A 24,217-nucleotide genomic window follows, 5' to 3' on the forward strand; every position below is an offset into this window, starting at 1 on the left:
GTTGCGCGGTTTGATTTTTCCCCTTGCTGGTCTGGTAAAATACATAGCTCTGACTGCGCCCAGCTGCGCTGCAAACGAATTCCAAACTCGCGACTGACCCACACCATCATGACAACTACGCTCCCGACTACCAAAATGGCCAATGCGATCCGCGCACTGGCAATGGACGCTGTACAAAAGGCCAATTCCGGCCATCCAGGCATGCCGATGGGCATGGCCGAGATCGCAGTTGCCCTGTGGAGTGGTCACTATCGCCACAATCCCGCGAACCCGAAATGGCAGAACCGCGACCGCTTCCTGTTGTCGAACGGCCACGGTTCGATGCTGCACTACGCGCTGCTGCACCTGACGGGCTACGAGCTGTCGATGGAGGACATCAAGGCCTTCCGCCAGATGCATTCGAAAACCCCGGGCCACCCGGAAGTCGACATCACGCCAGGCGTGGAAACGACCACCGGCCCGCTGGGCCAGGGCATCGCCAACGCCGTCGGCATGGCCCTGTCGGAGCAATTGCTGGCCGCTGAATTCAACAAGCCTGGCCACGACATCGTCAACCACTACACCTACGCTTTCGTCGGCGACGGCTGCCTGATGGAAGGCATTTCGCACGAAGTGTGCGCGCTGGCCGGCACCCTGGGCTTGAACAAGCTGATCGCCCTGTATGACGACAACGGCATTTCCATCGACGGCAAGGTCGAAGGCTGGTTCACGGACGACACCCCGGCGCGTTTCGAAGCGTATGGCTGGAACGTCATCCGCGCCGTCGACGGCCATGATGTTGCCGCCGTGGCTGCCGCCATCGCCGCCGCCAAGACCGCCAGCAAGCCCACCCTGATCTGCTGCAAGACCATCATCGGCAAGGGTTCGCCGAACCTGCAAGGCGGCGACAAGGTCCACGGCGCCGCGCTGGGCGACAAGGAAATCGCCGCCGTGCGCGAATACATCGGCTGGGATGCCGCACCGTTCGAAATGCCGGCCGACGTGTACGCGGCCTGGGATGCCAAGAAACAAGGCGCCCTGCTGGAAGCGGACTGGAACGAGCGCTTTGCCGCCTACAGCCGCGAATTCCCGCAGCAAGCCGCTGAATTGTCGCGCCGCATGCAAGGCGATCTGCCGCAGGCATTCGAAGCGGCCCTGAGCGCCGCCATCGCTTCCTGCGTGGAAAAGAAAGAAAACATCGCCACCCGCAAGGCCAGCCAGAACGCCATCCAGGCGCTGGCTTCGTCCCTGCCGGAATTCCTGGGCGGCTCGGCCGACCTGACCGGTTCGAACCTGACCAACTGGAAAGAGTGCGTGGCCGTGCGTTCGGGCCAGCCTGGCAACCACATCAACTACGGCGTGCGCGAATTCGGCATGAGCGCCATCATGAACGGCATCACCCTGCACGGCGGCTACATCCCGTTCGGTGCCACGTTCCTGACGTTCTCCGACTACAGCCGCAATGCGCTGCGCATGGCCGCCCTGATGAAGCTGCGTTCGATCTTCGTGTTTACCCACGATTCGATCGGTCTGGGCGAAGACGGCCCGACGCACCAATCGGTCGAGCACGTCTCGTCGATGCGTCTGATCCCGAACCTGGACAACTGGCGTCCATGCGACACCGTCGAGTCGGCCGCTGCCTGGGGCGCCGCCGTGCGCCGCAAGGATGGCCCGTCGACCCTGATCTTCTCGCGCCAGAACCTGCCATACCAGGAGCGTAGCGCCGAACAGATCGAGAACATCTTCCGCGGCGGCTATGTGCTGAACGACGTGGCCGATGCCAAGGCCATCCTGATCGCCACCGGTTCCGAAGTGGAACTGGCCGTCGCCGCCGCCGGCGCGCTGGCGGCCGAAGGCATCGCCGTGCGCGTGGTGTCGATGCCGTCGACCGACGTGTATGACCGCCAGGACGCCGCCTACAAGGCCAGCGTGCTGACGAAAGGCGTGCCGCGCGTGGCCATCGAGGCGGGCGTGACCAGCTTCTGGTACAAATACGTGGGCCTGGAAGGCGCCGTGGTCGGTATCGACACGTTCGGCGAATCGGCGCCGGCTGGGGTGCTGTTCAAGCACTTCGGCTTCACGGTCGAGAACGTCGTCGCCAAGGTGAAAGCCGTTATCGCTGGCTAATATTGATTTTGAGCAGACCCTGGCCAATGCTGGCCGGGGTGCTGTGCTGATACCTTTTTTTTTAATCAGGAGCAGAGTATGACGATCAAAGTTGCAATCAATGGCTACGGCCGCATCGGCCGTAATGTGTTGCGCGCTTTCTACGAAGGCGGCAAGAAACAGGATATCCAGATCGTTGCCATCAACGACCTGGGCGATGCCAAATCGAACGCCCACCTGACCCGCTACGACACCGCGCACGGCAAGTTCCCGGGCACGGTCACCGTCGAAGGCGACAACATGATCGTCAATGGCGATCCGATCCGCGTATTCGCACAGCGCAATCCTGCTGAAATCCCATGGGGTGAGCTGGGCGTGGACGTCGTGCTGGAGTGCACGGGCTTCTTCACCACCAAAGAGAAAGCTTCGGCTCACCTGAAGGGCGGCGCCAAGAAAGTCATCATCTCGGCACCAGGTGGCAAGGACGTCGATGCGACCGTCGTGTTCGGCGTGAATCATCAAGTGCTGAAAGCAACGGACACCGTCATCTCGAACGCTTCGTGCACCACCAACTGCCTGGCACCGCTGGTCAAGCCGCTGAACGACGCCATCGGTATCGAAACGGGCCTGATGACCACCGTGCACGCCTACACCAACGACCAGGTGCTGTCCGACGTGATGCATGAAGATCTGCGCCGCGCCCGTTCGGCCACCATGAGCATGATCCCGACCAAGACGGGCGCCGCTGCCGCCGTGGGCCTGGTGCTGCCTGAGCTGAATGGCAAGCTGGACGGCTTCGCCATCCGCGTGCCGACCATCAACGTGTCGCTGGTCGACCTGTCGTTCATCGCCAAGCGCGACACGACCGTGGAAGAAGTCAACGCGCTGATGAAAGCCGCTTCGGAAGGTGCCCTGGAAGGCATCCTGACGTACCAGACCGAACCGCTGGTCTCGATCGACTTCAACCACAACCCGGCTTCGTCGAACTTCGATTCGACCCTGACCAAAGTGTCGGGCCGCCTGGTGAAAGTATCGTCGTGGTACGACAACGAGTGGGGTTTCTCGAACCGCATGCTCGACACCACCGTTGCACTGATGTCGGCGAAGTAATTTTTTGACTGCATAAGAAAAACGCCCTTCGGGGCGTTTTTTTTCATTCGTGAATTTGCGACGCCTAACAAAACCTTAGCGAGCGGCAGTGATTTATGGCCGAGAAGCGCAACGCGCAGTAGGTTTTGTCAGGTGGACCTACAAGCGGCGCCGGTAAAAGCGCCACAGCAGGCGCAAGTCGCGCAGCACGGGCACGCCCGACAGCAGGGTCAGCACGCCGGCGAGCAGGATGGTGGCGGCGGGAAAGCCGATGTGCTTGAAGGCCAGGGCGCCGCTGACGCCGCCGATGAAGAAGCAGGCGATCAGCAGGCTGTGCGTTCTGAGCTTGCCGCGGTTGACCTTGACCATCCGGTCCGGCAGGTGGCGCCGGTTGTAATACGCCATCTTGCCCAGTTCGATGCCGATGTCGGTAGACAAGCCCGTCACGTGCGTGGTGCGGATGACGGCGCCCGAAATCTTGGTGATGATGGCGTTTTGCAAGCCCATGACAAAGCACAGCAGCAAGATGGTGACGGGGCCCAGCACGTCGGGCATGGCGGCCAGGTAATTACCCGTCAGGCCGAACAGCAGCAACAGCGCCGCTTCCAGCAGCAGGCTGGCGGCAAACTGGCTGTGCAGGCGTCGCCGCTTGCCCCAGTTCACCATGATGGCGGTCACGGCCGCGCCGCTGACGAAGGCCAGCCAGGCGCCCAGCGCGGCCAGGGCCACCGTGATATTGCCCAGCGCCAGGTCGTCCGCCATGCCGGAAACGATGCCCGTCATGTGCGAGGTATAGCCGCCGATGGCCAGAAAGCCACCCGCATTCACGGCGCCGGCCACCAGCGCCAGCACGCAGCCCAGTTGCAGATTGGCTTGCGTATCGCGCGCCGCTCCGCTCAGGCGGGACAGGTAATGGAGTGGCATGCCTTGGCCGGCCTCAGGCGGTAGCGCCGAAAATGGCTTGCCACAGGCGCACGACGTTATCCGCATGCACGCGCACCCGTTCCGGTTCCACCCTGGCCAGGTCCTGCCCCTGCAGGCGCAACTGGTGCTGCAGCTTGCGCAGCGCGCGGTAGGCGTCGGCGACCAGGCCGGCCAGCTGCGCGTCGATCAGTCCCAGCTCGCCGCACAGGCGCAGCAGGGCGATATTGCCCGAGTTGGCCGTCAGCTGCGGATACTGCGCCGCATGCTGGAGCACCAGGTATTGCACCATGAATTCGATGTCGATCATGCCGCCCGGATCCTGCTTCAAATCGAAGCTGCCGGGGCGGGGCGGATGCGCATCGAGCATCTTCTTGCGCATGGCCACCACCTCGCCCTTGAGCGGGCCGTTTTCAGGGCGTTCCTTGCGCAGGATCGTGTCGCGGATGCGTTCGAAATGCTTGCCGATGGTGGCGTCGCCGGCGCAGAAGCGCGCGCGCGTGAGCGCCTGGTGTTCCCATACCCAGGCCGCGCTGCCCTGGTAGCGCTCGAAGGCCTGCACGCTGGAGACGAGCATGCCCGAGGCGCCGTCGGGACGCAGGGCGATGTCGATGTCGAACAAAATGCCGGCCGACGTGTGCGATGTCATCCAGGTAATGAAGCGTTGGGCCAGCTTGGCGTACAGGCCGGGCGCGTCCTGGTCGTCATCGTCGAACAGGAAAATGACGTCGAGGTCCGAGACATAGCCGAGTTCCTTGCCGCCCAGCTTGCCGTACGCGATGACGGCGAATTTCGGCACCTCGCGGTGGCGCGTCGGCAAGGTTTGCCAGACGGCTTGCACGGTGGCGGCGACGATGATGTCGGCCAGCTGCGACAGGTAGTCGGCCAGCTTTTCCACGCTGAGGTCGCCCGCCAGGTCTTGCGCCAGGCGCTGGAACAGCTGCGCGTGGTGCATTTCGCGCAGGATATCCATCTGCCGCTCCGTGTCGCCGGGCGCGTCGTCGAGCTGGCGCTGCAGGTCCAGCGCCAGGGCGGCCGGGTCCGGCACCGTGTTGCGGATGCGTTCATCGAGCAGTTCGTCGAGCAGGATAGGGTGCTGCGTGAGGAAGGTGGCGGCCCAGCCGCTGGCACACACCATGCGCACGACGCGCTCGAGCGTGTGCGGATATTCCGTCAGCAGCGACAGATAGGCCGAGCGGCGCGCAATCGCTTCCAGGAAATCTAGCAGCCGGCCCAGGGTGGCCAGCTGGCTGGCGTTGCCGTTGGACACGGAACAGTCGGTGATCAGGGGCAGGGCGGAGTTGACGAGGGCGACGAGGCGCGTGCGGCTCGCCTCGGGCAACGATTGCAGACGGGGCGCCTGCCACGTGGCCAGCAGGCGGCGCGCGCAGGCGGCCGGCTCATGGAAACCCAGGGCGGCGAAACGCGCCTCGATGGCTTCCTGCTGGTCCGAGGCGGCGCAGTCGTTCGACGTTTGCGGGTCGATGCCCGTGTCGGCCGGCGGCGTGCCGCTGCTCTTGTCGCTGAACATTTCGTCGAACTGGCCTGCAACAAACACGCGGTGCGCTTCCAGCTGGGCCAGCAGGGTGGGCGTGTCGGGCAAGCCCATCATCTGCGCCACGGTCAGGCGGTCGGCCTCGTTGGCGGGCAAGGTGTGGGTTTGCGCATCGTCGAGATACTGCAGCCGGTGTTCGAGGTTGCGCAGGAAGGTGTAAGAACCCAGCAATTGTTCCACGATGGCCGGTTCCAATAGCCCCTTGTCCGCCACCGTGCGCAGGGTGGCGCGCGTGGAACGGTCGCGCAGCTCGGCGTCGCGCCCGCCCCGTATCAGCTGAAACACTTGCGCGAGGAATTCGATTTCGCGGATGCCGCCGCGGCCCAGCTTGACGTTGTTGCTGCGGTCCGGATGCAGCCGCTCCTGGCGGTTGACCTCGGCGCGGATCTGGCCGTGCATGGTGCGGATGGCATCGATGACGCCGAAATCGAGGTAGCGGCGGAAGACGAAGGGGCGCACGATGGCGTCAAGGGACGCAATATCTTCCGGCTTGCCCGTCACGGCGCGCGCTTTGACCCAGGCATAGCGTTCCCATTCGCGGCCCTGCACGATCAGGTACTGCTCCACCATGCCCAGGCTGGCGGCCAGCGGGCCCGAATTACCGTTCGGGCGCAAGGCCATGTCCACGCGGAAAGTAAAACCGTCCTGCGTGATCTCGGCCAGGGCGGCGATCAGCTTCTTGCCCATGCGAATGAAAAACTCGTGGTTGGACAGGCTGCGCTGGCCCGGTTCGGTGACTTGCGTGTCGCCATCTTCCGGGTAGACAAAGATCAGGTCGATGTCGGACGAGACATTGAGTTCGCCACCGCCCTGCTTGCCCATCGCCAGCACCATCAAGGCCTGTTCCTCGCCCGATTCCTCGCCGACCGGCATGCCGTGCAGGGCCACCATCTCGGCCATGATGGCGTCCACGTGCGTGCGGATGGCGAAATCGGCAAAGCCCGTCATGGCCGTGACGACTTCGTTCAAGTCGGCCTGGCCGCCAAGATCGCGCGCGATCAGGCCGCAGACGAGCAGGTTGCGCAGGCGGCGCATGGCCCGCTCGGGCGGCAGCGGCGGCGTGGCGGCGTTCGCCTGGGCGGCCAGCGCGGCGGCAAAGTCGAGCCCGTCCAGCGGCGCGCGCACCAGTTGGGCTACCTGCGCGGCCCGCTCGGGGGCGGCGTCCAGCCAGCGCTGGTAGAAACGGGAGGCGGAAATCAAAGGCTGTGTGCTCATGGTATCGGTAAGTGTCTCGTGGATGCGGCGTGCATGTTCTTGTTTAACTTGGCTGCGAACGGCGGGGGATGCGGTAAAATTGTGCCGCCGGCCCAATACTGCCGGTAGTGCGTGCTCTTCCGGACGATGGTAAGGGAGGCTTTGCTCAGACGCAAGCGCAAGGATGCAGGCGCGCACCACGAATGCAGACGATTTTTGCCATTATTTGACGCCGGGCCAGTTTATTAGCTTATTGATGCAAAAACCGCCAGAAGCAAGCGTGACAGAACATGTGCCATTGGCTCTGCGCTGGCAGCGGCTGCGTGCCGCCTATCGCATGGCCAACCTGGCCACCCACCATGTGTTGGGTTTTACCATTAAATTGGTGCTGCTCGCGTATTTCGCCTTCGCCGTGCTGTTTTTATTCCTGCGCTACGCGATCTTGCCGAATATCGACTATTACAAAGGCGATATCGAGCGGGCGGCCAGCCGCGCGCTGGGCAACCCCGTCACCATCGCGCGTATTTATGCCTCCTGGCATGGCGTGCGCCCCAATCTTTTCCTCGGCGACGTGACCCTGCGCGACCAGGCTGGGCGTCAGGCGCTGAGCTTGCCGAGCATATCGGCCACCGTGTCGTGGTGGAGCGTGCTCGGTTCCGTGCGCTTCACCACCCTGGAAATCACGCGGCCGGACCTGGACGTGCGGCGCAGCAAGGATGGCAAGCTGTACGTGGCCGGAGTGTTGATCGACAGCACGCAAGGCAGCGATGGCAAGGGCGCCGACTGGCTGCTGTCGCAGCATGACATCATCATTCGCGATGGCAAGGTGCGCTGGACGGACGAAGCGCGCGGCACGCCCGAGCTGGCTTTATCCCAGGTCAATCTGCTGCTGCGCAACCGCTGGCGCAGCCACCGCCTGGGCTTGCAGGCCACGCCGCCGGCCAGCCTGGCCGCGCCCATCGATGTGCGCGCTCACTTCACGCATCCGCCTTTCAGCACGCGTATCTCGGATGTGTCGATGTGGAAGGGCGAGCTGTACGCCGACCTGAAAAACGCCGACCTGGCCGCCTGGCGCCGCTATCTCGATTACCCGTTCGAACTGAGCCAGGGCAAGGGCGCCCTGCGCGCTTGGTTGAGCCTGGACCACGCGCGCCTGGCCGGCTTCACGGCCGACGTGGGCTTGACGGATGTGCAGGCGCGGCTGGCCAAGCATATCGCGCCGCTCGATCTGCTGTCGGTCAGCGGGCGCATGTCGGCAAAAGAAGAGCTGTCGGCGCAGGTGCCCGACGGCAAACCAACCTTTGGCGCGAATGGGCACCAGGTGGAGTTGACGAATTTTGCGGTGGAAACTCGCGATGGCCTCAGCTTGCCGCCCACGACCTTGTCCGAACGCTTTGTTGCCGCCACCAAGCGCAAGCCGGCGCGCACGGAAATCACGGCCAAGTCGCTCGATCTGCAAACCCTGGCCGCGCTGGCCGACAAGCTGCCGCTGGGCGAGCAGCAGCGCCAGCGCCTCGACGCCCTGGCGCCGCGCGGGCGCCTGCAGGATTTTTCAGCGCAATGGGAAGGCGACATGGCCACGCCCGCCAGCTACCGTTTGCGCGGCAAGCTCATCGATCTGGGCCTGAACGCACAGCCGGCGCGCCTGGCCGTGGCGAAGACGGCAAGCAGCCCCGCCCAGGCGGCAGCGCCAGCCATTCCCGGCTTCGACCACCTGACCGGCAGCATCGATGCCAGCGACAAGGGCGGCACCATTGCCATCGATGCGCAGGATATGGTGCTGCAATTGCCGACTTACTTGAGCGAGCCGGCCCTGCCGTTCGAACAATTTGCCATGCAGGCGCGCTGGACGTTTGAGGCGGCCAATATGCTGCAAGTCGATCTGGACAAGCTTGACTTCAATCAGCAAGGCTTGCGCGTCGCCCTGCAAGGCACGCACCGGCTGCCGCTCGACGGCAAGAACCTGGGCCAGGTCGACTTGACGGGCACGATCGATAATTTCCAGATCAACACCATCGGCCGCTATCTGCCCGTGCAAACGCCCGAGCACCTGCGCCACTGGCTGACGGGCGCGCTCGAAGGCGGCATGGCGCACGATGTCAGCCTGCGCCTGCGCGGCGAACTCGAGCATTTCCCGTTCAAGGCCGACACACCGGCCCAGCGCAACCGGGGCGACTTCCGCGTGGCCGGCAAGATCGAGAACGGCACCTTGAACTATGCGCCAGGCGAATTCGCGGAAAGCGGTCCGCTGGCGGGCAAGGCGCCCCTGTGGCCGCAGGCGGAAAAGATCAAGGGCAGCTTTGTGTTCGAGCGGGCGCGCATGGAAATTCGCGGCGACACGGCCACCACGGGTGGCGTGGCCCTGACGAACGTCAAGGCCGTGATTCCCGACCTGACCGTGTTCGACACCTTGCTCGATATCGAGGGCAACGCGGCCGGCCCCATGCAGGAATTCCTCAAGTACGTGACGGCCAGCCCCGTGCTGGGCTGGATCGAGAATTTCACGGATGAAACGACGGCGACGGGCAACGCCAAGCTGGCCCTCAAATTGCACTTGCCGATAGAACGCATGCTCGAGTCGACCGTGCAAGGCAGTTTGCAGCTGGCGGGCAACGACGTGGTGCTGTTCCACGACATGCCGCCCGTGCTGGGCACGCAGGGCAAGATCGAATTCAATGAAAAAGGCGTCAACCTGAATGGCTTGAATGGCAATCTGCTGGGCGGCCCGCTGGCAATCTCGGGCGGCACGCAGCCGGACAGTTCCATCCAGGTGAAACTGGCCGGCAACATGACCATCGATGGCTTGCGCAAGACGTATCCGGTGCCCGTGCTGCAGCGCCTGGCGAAACATTTGAGCGGCGGCGCACGCTACAACGGCCTGATCACGGCGCGCGAGCACCAGGTGGTGGTCAATGTCGAGTCGCCGCTGACGGGCCTGGGCCTGGATTTCCCCGCCCCCCTGAAAAAGCCGGCCGGCGACAGCCTGCCCGTGAAATTCACCCTGACGGGCAATGCGGCCAACGGCGCCGGCCTGCGCACGGACGATATCCGCATCGCGTTGGGCTCCGGCATTGCCGCGCGCTACCAGCGCCAGAAGCAGGGCAAGGACGCCTGGCGCCTGGTGCGCGGCGGCATCGGCGTGAACGTGCCGGCGCCGGAACCCGATAGCGGCATGATGCTCAACGTCAACATGAAAACCCTGGACGTGGACAGCTGGATCGCCGCCGGCAGCGAGATCGCCGGCAGCGCCACGGCGCCCGCCGACAGCGGCGCCGTCGACGATGCGCCCGATATCGCGCAATACGTGGTGCCGGACATGATGGCGGCCCGTGCCAGCGAACTGATGCTGGGCGAGCGCAAGCTGGAAAACGTGGTGGTCGGTGCCACGCATCAAAAGGACGTGTGGCAAGCCAATATCGACGCGAAACAAGTGTCGGGCTATGTGACCTGGCTGGAAACGCCGTCGGGCCTGGGCAAGATGACGGCGCGCCTGTCGTCGCTGATCATTCCCGAATCGGCCGCCAACGATGTGAAGAATTTGCTGGAAGGAAAAAGCGGCGCCCAGTCGATTCCTTCGCTCGATATCATTGCCGAGCAATTCGAGCTGTTCAACAAGAAGATCGGCCGGCTGGAGTTGCAGGCCTATAATACCGTGGCGGCGGGCGGGCGCGAATGGCGCGTCGGCAAGCTGCAGCTGTCGAATCCCGATGGCGCCTTGAGCGGCAGCGGCAAATGGGTCATCAAGGATGGACAAAGCACGACCAGCCTGCGTTTCGGACTCGACATCGTCGACGCGGGCAAGCTGCTCGACCGTTTCGGCTTTGCCGATACGGTGCGCCGCGGCAAGGGCCGCCTGAGCGGCGACATCGCCTGGAACGGCTTGCCGTATTCGTTCGACATTCCCACCTTGTCGGGGCAGATCGAGATGAACGTGGAGTCGGGCCAGTTCCTCAAGCAGGACCCGGGCGCGGCCAAGCTGTTGGGCGTGCTCAGCCTGCAAGCCTTGCCCCGCTTGCTGAAACTCGATTTCCACGACGTGTTCTCCGAAGGCCTGGCCTTCGACGGCATCACGGCCAACGCCAGCATCAAGCGCGGCGTGGTGACCACCGACAACCTCAAGATGCACGGGGTGGCGGCCACCGTGCTGATGGATGGCATGGCCGATATCGTCAATGAGACGACGAATCTGCACGTGGTGGTGATTCCCGAGTTCAACCTGGGCACGGGCCCGCTCGTGTACGGACTGGCCGTCAATCCCGTCATCGGCCTGGGCGGCTTCCTGGCCCAGCTGTTCCTGCGCGCGCCCGTGATGAAGGCGCTCACTTACCATATGCAGATCGCCGGTCCATGGAAAGCGCCCGTCGTGACCAAGCTCGATGGTGGTAAATTGCTACCTGCAGCCGTACCTGCCGCAGCAGCGGCGGAGGCGGTGGCGAAATAGGGACGTCGTTCGAATGGAGAAGAGGTGGCAATGATGCATACAGTCGCAGCAGTACAAATGATTTCCTCGCCTTCCGTGGAAGACAATCTGGCCACGGCGCGGCGCCTGGTGGCGCAGGCCGCCGCCGGTGGCGCGCAGCTGGTGGTGCTGCCCGAATACTGGGCCATCATGGGCAAGCAGGAAACGGACAAGCTGGCCCATGCGGAACAGCCCGGCAGCGGCCCCATCCAAGACGGCATGGCGCAGATGGCGCGCCAGCACGGCATCTGGCTGATCGGCGGCACCTTGCCCCTGATTTCCGGTGAGGCGGGCAAGGTCCTCAATACAACGCTGGTGTACGACCCGCAAGGCGAGCCTGCCGGCCGCTATGACAAGATCCACCTGTTCGGTTTTACGCGCGGCACCGAGTCGTACAATGAATCGCGCACCATCGTGCCCGGTGCGCAGGTGCGCTCGATCGAGACGCCATTCGGCCGGGTCGGCCTGTCCATCTGCTACGACCTGCGCTTTCCCGAGCTGTACCGCGCCATGGGCGATTGCGCGCTGATCGTCGTGCCGGCCGCGTTTACCCACACGACGGGCAGCGCCCACTGGGAAGTGCTGCTGCGCGCGCGCGCCATCGAAAACCAGTGCTATGTGCTGGCCTCGGCGCAGGGCGGCCTGCATCCGAACGGCCGGCGCACCTGGGGCCACAGCATGCTGATCGACCCGTGGGGTGAAGTGATCGCCGTGCTGCCCGAAGGCGAGGGCGTGGTCAGCGGCGAGATCGACCTGGTGTTTTTGGCCGGCGTGCGCGAGTCCTTGCCGGCACTCACACACCGCACCATGTAAATTGAATGTTGAGAAAAGCCATGATCCCATTTGAACCCAATCTGTCCAGCCTGGCCGTGGCGCGCGAGATACTGCTCACGCCGTTCGGCCTCGATGAAGACAAGCTGCTCAACGCCCTGGGCACGATGTTTACGCACAAGGTCGACTATGCCGACCTGTATTTCCAGTCGACCAAGAGCGAAGGCTGGAGCCTGGAAGAGGGCATCGTCAAGACGGGCAGTTTTTCCATCGACCAGGGCGTCGGCGTGCGCGCCGTGTCCGGCGACAAGACGGCGTTTGCGTATTCCGACGACATTTCCGAACGGGCCCTGCTGGAAGCGGCGGCGGCCACGCGCACGATTGCGCGCGCCGGTGCCGGCAAGATCAAGATCGCGGGCCAGATGCTTGCGCAGGGCGGGCGTTCCTTGTACCTGCCCGACGATCCGCTCGCCTCGCTCGACGCCACGGCCAAGGTGCAGCTGCTCGAACGCGTGGAAAAGATGGCGCGCGCGAAAGATCCCAGGGTGGTGCAAGTGATGGCGGGCCTGGCCGGCGAGTACGACGTGGTACTCGTGCTGCGCAGCGACGGCGTGCTGGCGGCCGATATCCGTCCGCTGGTGCGTGTGTCGCTGACCGTGATCGCGGAACAGAATGGCCGCCGCGAAACGGGCTCGGCCGGTGGCGGCGGGCGCTTCAGCTATGACTATTTCAGCGATGCCGTGCTGGAACAATATGCGACGGATGCCGTCAATTCGGCCCTCGTGAACCTGGAAGCGCGTCCCGCGCCCGCCGGTCCCATGACCATCGTGCTGGGACCGGGCTGGCCCGGCATCCTGCTGCACGAGGCCATCGGCCATGGCCTGGAAGGCGATTTCAACCGCAAGGGTTCGTCCGCGTTTTCGGGACGTATCGGCGAGCGCGTGGCCGCCAAGGGCGTCACCGTGGTCGACGACGGCACCCTGGCCGGTCGGCGCGGTTCCCTGAATATTGATGACGAGGGCAATCCCACGCAGTGCACGACTCTGATCGAGGACGGCATCCTGAAGGGCTACATCCAGGACACGATGAATGCGCGCCTGATGAAGATGCCCGTGACGGGCAATGCGCGCCGCGAATCGTTCGCCCACCTGCCCATGCCGCGCATGACGAATACGTACATGCTGGGCGGCGACAAGGATCCGGGCGAGATCCTCGCGTCCGTCAAAAACGGTCTGTATGCCGTCAACTTTGGCGGGGGCCAGGTCGACATCACGAACGGCAAGTTCGTCTTCTCGGCCAGCGAGGCGTACATGATCGAAAACGGCAAGCTCAGCTACCCGGTCAAGGGCGCGACCCTGATCGGCAATGGCCCGGACGTGCTCAACCGCGTCTCCATGATCGGCAACGACATGCGCCTGGACTCGGGCGTGGGCGTGTGCGGCAAGGAAGGGCAGAGCGTGCCCGTGGGCGTGGGGCAGCCGACCTTGCGGCTCGATGGCATTACGGTTGGCGGGACTGCCTGATTTTTTTCGGGCACTGCGCGGCCAACAACGGTGTCGGATTACGCGCGGCTGCGCCCCGCTAATCCGACCTACATTTCTGCCATGCTGATCGCGTAGGTCGGGTTAGCCCGAAGGGCGTAACCCGACACCACCGCTATTTCTCAGAACTTGTACTTCACCCCCGCACTGATGAACCGTCCCGCAGCGCCCGCGTAGTCGAGCGGGTTGTAGCCCGTGGCGCCATAGGTCAGCGGATCGAGCGGGGCGATTTTGTCGAACAGGTTTTGTATCGTCGCAAACACTTCCAGCTTGGGCGTGGCCAGCCAGCGGGCCGTCAGGTCCACCGTGGTGAACGAGGCGATGCGGCAGCCGCGCGGCGCGTCCGTGCCGTCGGCGAAATGCGTGGCGCAGCCGTCCGGGTCATTCTTGAACAGGATGTTGTCGAGCGGCGCGCGGTAGTTGACGTTGGCCGTGACCCGCCAGTTCTGGCGTTCCCAGGTGGCGCCCAAGTTGATGCGGTCGTCCGGCGTGCCCATGCAGTTGGATACATCGCAATTGCCATGCGTGCCGGCGAAATCGCGCTGCGTGCCATCGCGTTCCGTGCGCAGCCATTTGTACAGATGCGTCCACTTCAGGTCGAAGGTCAGGCTGCCATAGCCGTTGTCCAGGTTGAAGCGCTGGCGGGCGTCGATATCGATGCCGCGCACCGTCGTTTGCGCCGAATTCACATAGTTGGCCAGCACGGCCGTGATGGCGCCCGGATCGCCGGGAATGCCCGTGGCCGTCGACGGGTCGCGCGCCACGTTGCCGGCGGCGATGGCCGCATCCGTCTGCTCCTGATTGATTTCATTTTTGCGGCGGATTTGCCACAGGTCGACGGAAATGCTGCTGCGCGGCAGCGGGTCCCACACGGCGCCGACGGAATAGCTGCGCGAACGCTCGGGTGACAGGTTGGGATTGGGCGAGGTGATGACGGCGATCGGCGCGGGATCGCACGCCACTTCCACGCCCAGAGCGCAGCGCAGCGGATCGCTGGCGGTGGAGAACGCGGCCAGGCCGCCGACGCCGTTTTCCGCCGCGCTGGGGGCGCGGAAGCCCTTGGCGAAGGTGCCGCGCAAGGCCAGTTCGCGTATGGGCGTCCATTTCACGCCCACCTTCGGCGTGTAGGAATTGCCCACGTCGGTGAAATGGTCGGCGCGCAGGGCGCCCGACAGTTCCACGGTTTTCAGCACGGGCGCCAGCACTTCGGCATAGATGGCCGAGGCGTTGCGGCTACCCTTGTAGGCGGAATAGCCGAGGCCGATGATATTGCCCCGCTCCGTCCCTGTGGTGGGCTTGAGTTCCGTCGATTCGTGGCGGAATTCGGCGCCCACGGCCACGCCCAGGCTACCACCGTCGAGCTTGGCCACCTCGCGGCTGGCCTTGAAGTCGATCTGCGCGATATGCGTCTTGGCGTCGTTCGAGATACGCGGCGACAGTGCGCCGTACAGCTCGGGCGAATTGAGACCCGCATTTTCCGCGATGCGCCACAGGCTGCCGGCCGGCAGGGCCGCGTAGGCGGGGTTCAGGCTGGCCGCCGCCACAGTCGCGGCGGTCGGGTTGAGCAGGGCGAATGCGACGTCGCGCTGCAGGTAGCCGTTCAAGTCGTTCGACACCTTGTTCTGCGAATACAGCAGGGCGCTGTCGATATCCCAGCCCGCCACGGTACCCTTGATGCCGGCGACAAAGCGCGTGAAGGTGGAATCGACTTCGGACAGGCGCGGCCCCACGTCGGCCGCCAGGTAGCGCAGCCGCGCCGCCGTGCCGAAATACGGATTGTCGGGATGGGCGGCGCCCAGCGACACGCCCGCATTGCTGACGGGGCCGCCCGGGTAGCCGACCGAGCCGCTGACCGTCGATGGCGTGGTGGCCGAGTTCGATTCGCTGTGATACAGGTTCAATTCGGCATACGTCTGCAACGCTGGCGTCAGTTGCCAGGCGGCGCGGCCGAAGAAATTGATATTCTTTTGTTTCGGCTGGATCTGGCCGTACTGCTGCGCGGCATCGGTCAGGCAGCCGCCGCCCGGGTCGCCCTGCGGATGCGTGGTGAAGTTGCCGCAGGCGGCGCCGGGGAAGGTGCGCGTAAAGCCCGCGCCGGCCAGATTGCCGCGGTTGTAGTAGTCGAGCGTGTCGGGATTGCGCACGTTGCCGTTGACGGCGCTGCCGGCCGCGTTGTTGGTGGTGATGGCGCCCGCGCCGCTGAGCGACTCTTGCGCGCTGAAACCCAGGTCGCGCAAGTCGCTGCGGCCCACGGCGCCACGTCCGGCCCGGTCGCGGTTCCAGATGGCGGCCTTTTCGCTGTATTCGAGGTTCAGGAGCACGTTGTAGCGGTCGCTGTCGATGTCGCCGAAGCCGTGCGTGATGGCGGCGCGCGCGTCGCGCCCGTCCCACTCCTTCGTCTTGCCGTAATTGCCCTTGATGGCCGTGCCCTGGTAGTCGCGCCGCAGGATCACGTTGACCACGCCGGCGATGGCGTCCGAACCGTAGATGGCCGAGGCGCCATCCTTGAGGATTTCCACCCGCTCCACCGCTTCCAGGGGAATGATGTTCAGGTCGGCAAATACTTTCTGGCCATCGTCGGCCAGGCCATACGGCGCCACCCGGCGGCCATTGAGCAGCACCAGGGTCGAGGCCGTTCCCAGGCCCCGCAGCGAGACGCCGGAGGCGCCGGCGGCAAAGCCGTTGCCGAAGGTGGTGGGCACGGAACCCTGGTTGTCGACGGCCAGGGTCTGCAGCAGTTCGGCCACGCTGGACTTGCCCGATTTTTCGATGTCGGCCGCGTTCAGGGTTTGCACGGCCGACGCCGTTTCCGCCTGCGCGCGGCGGATGTTCGAGCCGGTGATTTCCACGCGGGCAATCGGGGCGGCATCCTGGGCCAGGACGGGTAGGGCGAGCAGGGCGCTTGCCAGTGCCAGGCCCACGCGTGGCGGTGAAAAGGATGGATGGGCGGATTTTTTGTAGATCATGCGATTCTCCGGAAGGTCAGACAGAAAAAGGTGAGGTACACCTTCCAGTCTTGGCCGTGTCGCCTTGCCGGGATTCGATCTACATCAGTAGTACGCCGCTTACCCGCGTCAAAATGGACTGGCGTGGCGTGCACGCCACGGCGGCCACAGCGTTGTTAGCCAGCCGGTGCGTATCGGCAGCGCACAACTTTTTATGCTTTTTGACGTGTTTTACAGTGTAAAGCGGCGGCGGCATGCGGATTTACCGACAAATATGCTTGCCAAGCCTTGCAATTTAGGTTTATAGTCGTTCATCACTTACGGATGACTCGCATGTTCGCTCGCCACTTTTTTACCGCTTATTTTTACTTTAGCAATTCCAGCCCAAAGGCGGTGGAGTAGCGGTCGGTTCACGTAGCAGCAAAACGAGATCCCAGCAAATTCTAAAAAACCGCCACCGATGGCGGTTTTTTTTTACCCAGATGTTTTACCCATCCTTAAATTTTGGAGAAAATGATGCCCCGCACCGATGATTTGCGTATTCGCGAAATGAAGGAATTGACCCCGCCGTCCCACCTGATCCGCGAATTCGCCTGCTCGGAGCAAGCCGAACAGACCGCCGCCAGCGCCCGCATCGCCCTGCACCGTATCCTGCACGGCCAGGACGACCGCCTGATGGTGGTGATCGGTCCTTGCTCCATCCACGACACCAAGGCGGCGATGGAATACGCGCGCCTGCTGGTCAAGGAGCGCGCGCGCTTCGCGGGCGAACTGGAAATCGTCATGCGCGTCTACTTCGAGAAGCCGCGCACCACGGTGGGCTGGAAGGGTCTGATCAATGACCCGTACATGGACAACAGCTTCCGCATCAACGACGGCTTGCGCATGGCGCGCGAACTGTTGCGCGATATCAATGAACTGGGCTTGCCGGCCGGCACCGAGTTCCTCGACGTGATCAGCCCGCAATACATTGCCGACCTGATCAGCTGGGGCGCCATCGGCGCGCGCACGACGGAGTCGCAGGTGCACCGCGAGCTGGCGTCGGGATTGTCCTGTCCCGTCGGCTTCAAGAATGGCACGGACGGCAATGTGAAAATCGCCGTGGAAGCCATCAAGGCCGCCTCGCAGCCGCACCATTTTCTTTCCGTCACGAAGGGCGGCCACTCGGCCATCGTCTCGACCAACGGCAACGAGGATTGCCACATCATCTTGCGCGGCGGCAAGACGCCAAACTATGACGCGGCCAGCGTGGACGACGCTTGCAAGGCCATCGCGGCGCAAGGCCTGGCGGCGCGCCTGATGATCGACGCCTCGCACGCGAACAGCTCAAAAAAACCGGAAAACCAGATTCCCGTGTGCGCCGACATCGCCAGCCAGGTGGCGGGCGGCGACGACCGCATCGTCGGCGTGATGGTGGAATCGCATCTGGTGGCAGGGCGCCAGGATTTGATCCCCGGCAAGGAATTGATCTACGGCCAATCCGTCACGGATGGCTGCATCGACTGGAGCGCCAGCGTGGCCGTGCTGGAAAACCTGGCGCAAGCCGTGAAGCAGCGCCGCCTGAAGGGCGACGCGGAATAAAGTGACGTGGCGCGCAGCATGAAAAAAAAGCCCGGAAAGCTAAGCTTTCCGGGCTTTTCAGTTTTCAGCCGAGAGCAGATGCCGTCAGCTTAGAACTTGTAGGAACCGCTCAGGTAGAACTGGCGGCCCAGGGCGCTCGAGTACGATGGGTTGTAGCCCACTTGATGCGAACCCGTGTTGCGCAGGGTGAATGGCGGATTGCGATCGAACATGTTCAGGATGCCGCCCGTGATTTCCACATTCTTCATAGGACGGTAGGCCGTCTGGAAGTCGAAGGTGGTGTAGCTCGGCACTTCCAGCTGGATGCCATAGCATTCGCCAGGGCTGCCGGCCACGATCACGGCGCAATCGTCAGCCGTCTGTTCCTTGTCCATATAGCCGTTGCGGTAGCTGGCGCTCAGCGTATGCGTGAACTTGGCCGTCTCATACGTGCTGGTGGCGCGGATGATGTTGCGGAAGCTGACCTTGTCGTTCGAACCGTAGCGATTCAGGCTGGTTTCCCATTGGTCATCGGTGCCTGGCGTCGTGTAGCGCGAACGCAGCAAATAGGTACCCATCAGGCGGCTCGTCAGACGGCCGTCCAGCAGCTTCATCTTGTGGGTGAAGTCGTAGTCGATACCGCGGTTTTCCACCTTGCCGATATTAATTGGCAGCAGTTTGATGGCCAATACGTCGAGGCCCGTCGAGCTGATGTGCTTGGTGGTGAACAGGTTGGCGTACTTGGCAGGATCGTTGAAGATCAGGCCTTCGGACACCGCGGTCACCTGGTCGCGGATTTCCACGTTCCACAGGTCGAACGACATCGACAGGCTGTCGATCGGCTCGAACACGGTACCGATGCTCCATTGCTTCGACGTTTCCGGCTTCAGGTCAGGGTTGCCGCCCTGGAAGGCTTCGAACTGCTGGCGTCCCACGCCGCTGCAGTAGCTGGCCAGCGGATGGCCGCCCATGCCGTTTGCCGCCGTCAATGGGCATTGGTAGTTACCGCCCGTGACGCCCCAGTCTTCCAGTGGGCCGGCGATTTCCTGCATGCTGGCGGCGCGGAAGCCGGTGCCGGCAGCGGCGCGGAACATCAGGCTCTTGGTGGCGGAATACTTGCCGCTGACTTTCCAGGTGGTGGCGTTTTCTTTCTTGCCTACCGTCTTGCCCGTCAGCTTGTCGTCGATGGCGCCGATCTGGTCATAACGCACCGAGCCGGTCATTTCCAGTTTTTTCGAAATCGGCATCATCAGTTCGGCATAGGCGCCGGCATTGTCGCGTGCGTAGTTACTGTCGACTTGCGCATTGTCAAACAGGATCTGCGCCTGCTTGGCGACATCCGCCTGCTGCACCTTGAACGAGGTGTTGCGGTAGTCGGCGCCCACGCCCAGCATGGCCGTGCCGCCCGGCAGCGAGAACACAGGGCGCGAAGCACGGCCGTCAATGCCCTTCATTTCTACGGTTTGCGTGTTGTACGTGCCGCTGAAGCCCGTGCCCAGCAGTGCCTGGCGCATGGCGTCCGGCATGGAACCCACAGGGTAGGCGAACGGATCGATATTGCCGGCGTCGATTTGGGCGTTGAATTTGTCGGACAGTGGGAAGCCACTGACGTAGTCCTGCGTTTGCTTGTTTTTCGAGTACGTCACGGCCGTGTTGATGTCCCAGCCGAATGCGCTGCCTTCCACGCCACCGACGAGGTGGGTGGCCTTGGTGCCATAGTCGTACACGCGGTTGCCCATTTCGGACAGGCGGTATTTGGCGACACCGCTCACGGCATTGGCCAGTTGCGATGGGCTCAACTGCGGGGCCAGATACTTGCTGAACAGTGGCGAATTCGCGGAAATGGAGAAATCTGCCGGGTATGGCGCGATGCTGGCCTTGATGCTCGCTTCGGTGTATGCGAAATCGTAGAAACCCTGCCAGCCGGTCTTGCCCAGCTTGACGCTCCCGGAACTGAACAGCGAGTCGCGCTTCGATTCCGGGTTGATTTCGATGGTCGACGGCGAGTCGAAATAGCAGTTGCCATCGCCGTAGAAGTCCATATTACTAGGTGCGCATTTGCCGCCATGGGCCAGTGCATACGGATTGGCCAGGTTGACGCTGTCGACAAATGGTTTGTTGGTTTCCGGGTTGATCACCACATTGCCGTTCGCATCGGTACGGTTGTAGTTGACGCTGGCATTGGCTGGCGCCGAGCGCGAGGAACCGTTGATGAATTGCAGTGCCTTGCCGGTCTTCGGATCATTGAAATTGATGATGCCGCTTTTTGCGAAGCTGCGCTGCGATGCTTTCAGCGATTTTTGTTCATCATGGCTGGCCGACACGAAGATGCTGTAACCGTCTTCGTCGATGTCGCCGAAGCCTTTGCTGATCGAAATCGAGTTGCTGGCGCCGCCTTTTTCTTCGGGACGCGAATACTTGGCATTGATTTCCAGCGGCGATGCGCCTTTTTTCAGGATGAAGTTGACCACGCCAGCGATGGCGTCGGCGCCATACAGTGCCGAGGCGCCGTCCGTCAACACTTCCACGCGCTCGATGGCCGACAGGGGAATCGAATTCAAGTCGATGGTGGTGCCGGAATTGGATGGCGCAATACGGCGGCCGTTCAGCAGCACCAAGGTGTAGGCTGCGCCAATATCGTGGATCGATGCCGTAGTGACGCCGCCGCCGCCGCCGCCCACCGAATCGGCGGCCACGGAGAAGCCCTGCATCGCAGGAATTTGCTGGATGAAATCGGTCACCGTGGTGACGCCGGTTTTCTTGATGTCTTTCTGATTGAATGACTGCACGGGCAGCGACGCTTCGGAGGCGATGCGCTTGATGCTCGAACCCGTAACTTCCACGCGTTGCATGGTGCCATCTGTTGTTTCTTGCGCATATGCGGCGTGCATGCCCAGGGCCAAACTGCCAGCAAACATCAGGCGCAGCGACCGCGATATTACATTTTCTATCATCATCTGAAATTCCTTGTTATTGTGATAAAGGCGGCAATTATTTTGAAATAACTTGTTGCTTACTAACAATTTATTTGCCTTTTTACAAATCCACCAATGAAAATTCTGTAAATTTTCAGGGCCCTCATCAAAACATTCACGATTCAGATTGTCAATTTCGTGCGGACTTTTTGGACGAAATGCAACATATTGCTATTTTTTTTGCATTAGTTCAGGAATAAAATATCGCCAACCCTTGTCAGGCGCACTCAGGCGCGTAAAATAAAACGGCGCACAGCATCGCTGCTGGCGCCGTCTCTGGTGCTGCAGGCAAACGCTTGTCGGCGCCGCCCCGTCGATCCCTGTTTCTGCCAATCTCCCTTAGAACGTATAGCTGCCGCGCAGGTAATAGGCGCGCCCGATCGGGTCCGTGTAGCGCGGATCATAGCCTTTCTGGAACAGGGTGCCCTGGTTCGAGAATGGCGGTTCCTTGTCGAACAAGTTTTTCACGCCAGCCGTCAGCAGCAAGCCTTTCCACAAGTAGCTGCCCGATACGTTCAGCAGGCTGTACGAGGGCACGTCGTGGCGGTACTGCGGGTCCACCTGGTTCTGATCCGTGTAGCCGGACTTGAACGATTGCGACACGGTGGCGCCCCAGTTGCCCATGCGCCAGTTCAGCGCCGCCGTATGTTTCCAGCGGAACACGGGATTGTTGTCCGCGTAGCGGCCCACATTGGCGATGAATTCGCCGCCGCGTTCGTTCTGGTAGTCGTACTTGTGGGTCCAGGTGCCATCGACGGACACGCTGAAATCGCCATACGCGCCGCGTCCCAGGCGGGCATTCAGGCTGACGTCGATGCCGTCGGTTTTCACTTCGCCGAGGTTATCGTTCAAGTCGAGGATGGCGAAGGGCGAACCGTCGGGATTGCGCAGGAACAGGGCCTTGTATTTTTCGTAGTTGCCGTAGATGGATTGCTCGGGCAACGATGAAATCTTGTCCTTCAGGTGGATGTTCCAGTAATCGAGGGCAAGCGTGACTTCCTTGACCGGTTCGAGCACGAAGCCGACGGCGAAGGTGGTGGATTTTTCCGGTTTCAGCTTTTCATTGCCGCCTTGCAGCTTGAACTGCTGCAAATCGCAATCGCGCAGGGGATTGGCGCCCGGCTGCGGCACGCCGCCCGGGCAGAGGATGGGATCGTCGTAGGAATCGTTGGTATCGTTCTTCGACGGCGGCGCATTCTTTTCAAACAAGGTGGGCGCACGGAAACCCGTGCTGGCCGATCCCCGCAGCACCAGTGCGCTGCTGGCCTGGTAGCGCAGGGCCAGCTTGGGGTTGGTGGTGCTGCCCACGTCGCTGTAATGGTCGAAGCGGGCCGCCAGCTGCACTTCCAGGTCCTTGATCAGCGGCAAGTTGACTTCGCCGAAGACGGCCTGGATCGTGCGCGAACCGCTCTTCGACAGCGAGCCGGACAAGCCGGAACTGGCAGCCTGGCCGGCGATATCGCGGTTGACGTTGAAGTCGGCTTTTTCACGTCGCAGTTCGCCGCCCAGGGCGATGGCCAGCGGGCCGCCGGCCAGCTGCATCAGGTCGCGGCTGCCCTTGATGTCGAAACCCGTGGTGGTGACCTTGGCGTTCTGTACTTCGCCGCGCAGGGCCGTGCTGTCCAGGTAAGTCTTGCCGGCCGCGTCCTGCATGCCGAAAGGATTCAGGATGCCGTTCAGTACGCCTGCGGCAAAGCTCGCATCCTGCACATAGCCACCGGTGAATTTTTCCGATGATTTGCTGATCGCGTGGCTCAGGCCCGTCTTGTAGTCCCAGCCGGCCAGTTCGCCTTCGAGGGCCAGCACCAGGCGGTCCGCCTTGCCGTCCGAATCGATCTGCCGCTGGCCCGCTTCCACGGGACGCCAGTTGACGCTCAGCGGCTGGCCCGACAAGCCCGGCTGGGCCGGCACGCCGCCCGCATTGCCTGGATAGTATTTGCTCGTGTTGGGCAGAATCAAGCCCGTTTGCGGCGGCGGCGCCGTGCGTGCCTTCACCTTGTTTTCCGAATGCAGGTATTCCACCGTGGCCAGGTGGCCGCCACCGAGCTTGAAGGCGCCCTTGCCGAAAAAGGCCACTTGTTCCTGGGCGGGCAAGTTGTCGATCTGGCGCGTGTAATCCTGGCGGCAGGTGCCGTTGGCGGCTGCCACTGACAAGGGGGGCAAACAGCCGCTGGCCGCGTAGGGATTGCCGGCCAGGCCGTCGCCGCCGTTGGCTGCTGCATCAAAATAATTGCCGGGGAAAGTCGTGCCGCTGGTAATGGACAGACCGCGCGAGGGGACGATGCCGGTCTTCGAAAAATCGCGGTCCTGCGAGGTGAGCACATTTTGCTTGTGGTAGTCGAGCACGCCGAAAATATTGTAGCCGTCCGTGTCGAGCTTGCCGAAACCCGTCGACAGGTTGACGCGGTGTTCGCCGCCGCCCTTGTGTTCGGGCGCGACGACTTCGGCGGTGATATTCGTGACGTTGACCGAGCGTTTGGTGATGAAGTTGATGACGCCGCCGATGGCATCCGTGCCATAGATGGCCGAGGCGCCGTCGCGCAGCACTTCGACACGCTCGAGGGCGGCAATCGGGATGATGTTCAGGTCGACGCTGGCGCCGTCGTACGGATGGTTGGCGATGCGCCGGCCATTGAGCAGCACCAGGGTCTTGTCGCCGCCCAGGCCGCGCAAGTCGGCGCTGGCCTGGCCACCCGTGGGCAAGCCGCTGGTGTTGCCGCCGACGGCGTTGCCGCTGCCCATGCTTGACGCATTCGAGGGTATCTTGTTGAGGACTTCCTGGGCCGTCGTCAAGCCTTGCTTGGCGAAATCTTCGGCCTTGAAGATGGAGAGCGGCGTGGCCGTTTCCGAGACGAGGCGCTTGATGGAGGAACCGGTGACTTCTACGCGCTGCATGGTGCTCGTGTCGCTGGCTTCTTGCGCCAGCGCTTGCTGGCTGAACAGGCTGGCGGCAAGGCCGCCGGTGCAGATCAAGCGGATGGAACGGGACAGGCGTGTTTCTCTGATCATGTTCAAGACTCCTGGAAAAGCGGTTGGCTAGAAGGGCGAGAACGGCCGCGCTGGTTGGCGCACCGAGAACATTGAAAAGTATTTATATCCTTTCAAGCGATCCACTGTAATGA

11 protein-coding genes are annotated in these 24,217 nt (G+C 62.8%); 6 read left to right on the top strand and 5 right to left on the bottom strand.

The window, feature by feature from the left end:
• Nucleotides 1-108: 108 nt before the first annotated feature.
• Entirely contained in the window at nt 109-2,106 is a 1,998-nt protein-coding gene (gene tkt / locus CLU90_RS23770) for a transketolase (protein WP_100429036.1), read from the top strand.
• Between the two features lie 78 nt (nt 2,107-2,184).
• Nucleotides 2,185-3,195: a type I glyceraldehyde-3-phosphate dehydrogenase gene (gene gap, locus CLU90_RS23775; RefSeq protein ID WP_100429037.1), complete on the top strand. Its 1,011-nt coding sequence runs from the start codon at nt 2,185-2,187 to the stop codon at nt 3,193-3,195.
• Between the two features lie 138 nt (nt 3,196-3,333).
• On the opposite strand, the gene CLU90_RS23780 is transcribed toward gap, so the two are convergent.
• Both CLU90_RS23780 and glnE read right to left on the bottom strand, forming a co-directional pair.
• Complete coding sequence (locus CLU90_RS23780; RefSeq protein WP_092715968.1) at nt 3,334-4,098, bottom strand: YoaK family protein; 765 nt, start codon at nt 4,096-4,098, stop codon at nt 3,334-3,336.
• A gap of 13 nt (nt 4,099-4,111) precedes the next feature.
• Nucleotides 4,112-6,865 carry a bifunctional [glutamate--ammonia ligase]-adenylyl-L-tyrosine phosphorylase/[glutamate--ammonia-ligase] adenylyltransferase gene (gene glnE, locus CLU90_RS23785; RefSeq protein WP_232731314.1) on the bottom strand — a complete coding sequence of 918 codons (2,754 nt, stop codon included), beginning with the start codon at nt 6,863-6,865 and terminating at the stop codon, nt 4,112-4,114.
• Nucleotides 6,866-7,124: 259 nt separating this feature from the next.
• Between glnE and CLU90_RS23790 the strand changes: the two genes are divergently transcribed.
• From CLU90_RS23790 to tldD, 3 genes are read left to right on the top strand one after another with little or no spacing between them, the layout of a single operon-like run.
• A complete protein-coding gene (locus CLU90_RS23790; RefSeq protein ID WP_332870874.1) occupies nt 7,125-11,285 on the top strand; it encodes a YhdP family protein in 4,161 nt (1,386 codons plus the stop codon).
• A 30-nt stretch (nt 11,286-11,315) separates the two neighbouring features.
• Complete coding sequence (locus CLU90_RS23795) at nt 11,316-12,116, top strand: carbon-nitrogen hydrolase family protein (protein WP_092715972.1); 801 nt, start codon at nt 11,316-11,318, stop codon at nt 12,114-12,116.
• Nucleotides 12,117-12,136: 20 nt separating this feature from the next.
• Complete coding sequence (gene tldD, locus CLU90_RS23800; protein WP_092715974.1) at nt 12,137-13,597, top strand: metalloprotease TldD; 1,461 nt, start codon at nt 12,137-12,139, stop codon at nt 13,595-13,597.
• A gap of 140 nt (nt 13,598-13,737) precedes the next feature.
• Here tldD and CLU90_RS23805 read toward each other — a convergent pair whose 3' ends face one another.
• Nucleotides 13,738-16,581 (bottom strand): TonB-dependent receptor, encoded by a 2,844-nt coding sequence (locus CLU90_RS23805; protein ID WP_100429039.1) that lies wholly within the window; start codon nt 16,579-16,581, stop codon nt 13,738-13,740.
• 495 nt (nt 16,582-17,076) lie between these two features.
• Here CLU90_RS23805 and aroG point away from each other — a divergent pair, with 495 nt between their 5' ends.
• A complete protein-coding gene (aroG, locus tag CLU90_RS23810; protein ID WP_092715978.1) occupies nt 17,077-18,141 on the top strand; it encodes a 3-deoxy-7-phosphoheptulonate synthase AroG in 1,065 nt (354 codons plus the stop codon).
• A gap of 89 nt (nt 18,142-18,230) precedes the next feature.
• Here aroG and CLU90_RS23815 read toward each other — a convergent pair whose 3' ends face one another.
• Complete coding sequence (locus CLU90_RS23815; RefSeq protein ID WP_092715981.1) at nt 18,231-21,077, bottom strand: TonB-dependent receptor; 2,847 nt, start codon at nt 21,075-21,077, stop codon at nt 18,231-18,233.
• A gap of 357 nt (nt 21,078-21,434) precedes the next feature.
• Nucleotides 21,435-24,104, bottom strand: a complete 2,670-nt coding sequence (locus CLU90_RS23820; RefSeq protein WP_092715983.1) for a TonB-dependent receptor — start codon at nt 24,102-24,104, stop codon at nt 21,435-21,437.
• Nucleotides 24,105-24,217 lie beyond the last annotated feature (113 nt).

Origin of the sequence: Janthinobacterium sp. 67, from assembly GCF_002797895.1 — a bacterium.
GTDB lineage: Bacteria > Pseudomonadota > Gammaproteobacteria > Burkholderiales > Burkholderiaceae_D > Janthinobacterium.

Coding starts and splice junctions, on each gene's coding strand:
- tkt (WP_100429036.1), top strand. CDS start 109: ATGACAACTACGCTCCCGACTACCAAAATGGCCAATGCGATCCGCGCA.
- CLU90_RS23805 (WP_100429039.1), bottom strand. CDS start 16,581: ATGATCTACAAAAAATCCGCCCATCCATCCTTTTCACCGCCACGCGTG.
- CLU90_RS23815 (WP_092715981.1), bottom strand. CDS start 21,077: ATGATGATAGAAAATGTAATATCGCGGTCGCTGCGCCTGATGTTTGCT.
- glnE (WP_232731314.1), bottom strand. CDS start 6,865: ATGAGCACACAGCCTTTGATTTCCGCCTCCCGTTTCTACCAGCGCTGG.
- tldD (WP_092715974.1), top strand. CDS start 12,137: ATGATCCCATTTGAACCCAATCTGTCCAGCCTGGCCGTGGCGCGCGAG.
- CLU90_RS23820 (WP_092715983.1), bottom strand. CDS start 24,104: ATGATCAGAGAAACACGCCTGTCCCGTTCCATCCGCTTGATCTGCACC.
- CLU90_RS23795 (WP_092715972.1), top strand. CDS start 11,316: ATGATGCATACAGTCGCAGCAGTACAAATGATTTCCTCGCCTTCCGTG.
- gap (WP_100429037.1), top strand. CDS start 2,185: ATGACGATCAAAGTTGCAATCAATGGCTACGGCCGCATCGGCCGTAAT.
- aroG (WP_092715978.1), top strand. CDS start 17,077: ATGCCCCGCACCGATGATTTGCGTATTCGCGAAATGAAGGAATTGACC.
- CLU90_RS23780 (WP_092715968.1), bottom strand. CDS start 4,098: ATGCCACTCCATTACCTGTCCCGCCTGAGCGGAGCGGCGCGCGATACG.